Origin of the sequence: Pseudomonas sp. QLc11A (genome assembly GCF_052112305.1) — a bacterium.
GTDB classification, from domain to species: Bacteria; Pseudomonadota; Gammaproteobacteria; order Pseudomonadales; family Pseudomonadaceae; genus Aquipseudomonas; species Aquipseudomonas laurylsulfatiphila.
This window is the reverse complement of record NZ_JAVAJJ010000094.1, coordinates 1-255: the sequence shown is the minus strand read 5'-3', so window position 1 is coordinate 255 and position 255 is coordinate 1. Positions and strand designations below refer to the sequence as shown.

The following is a 255-nucleotide window of genomic DNA, read 5'->3' as shown; positions in this document are numbered from 1 at the left end:
CATTGGCGGGGGTCCCAACCACGACGGTGCCGGTGGTCTGGCCCGCGTCGATGGAAATGACAGAACCGTTGCTCAAGGTCACGGTCATCGGCGTGCCGGCCGGGTTGGTCAGGGTCGCGGTGTAGGTGATCTGGCCGCCTTCGGTGATGTTGCCGGTGGCCGTCAGGGTCAGCCCGGTGTTGTCCACGGAATCGGTGATGGTGGTCACGGCTGGCGCGGTGTTCGGCACCAGGTTCTCGAAATTGCCGCCTGTGG

Annotated in this window: 1 protein-coding gene; it reads right to left on the bottom strand. The window is 65.5% G+C overall.

Going from position 1 to position 255, the window contains the following annotated elements:
• On the bottom strand, positions 1-255 hold a 255-nt coding region (locus tag Q8X48_RS30055; protein ID WP_407802691.1), incomplete at both ends, for an immunoglobulin-like domain-containing protein.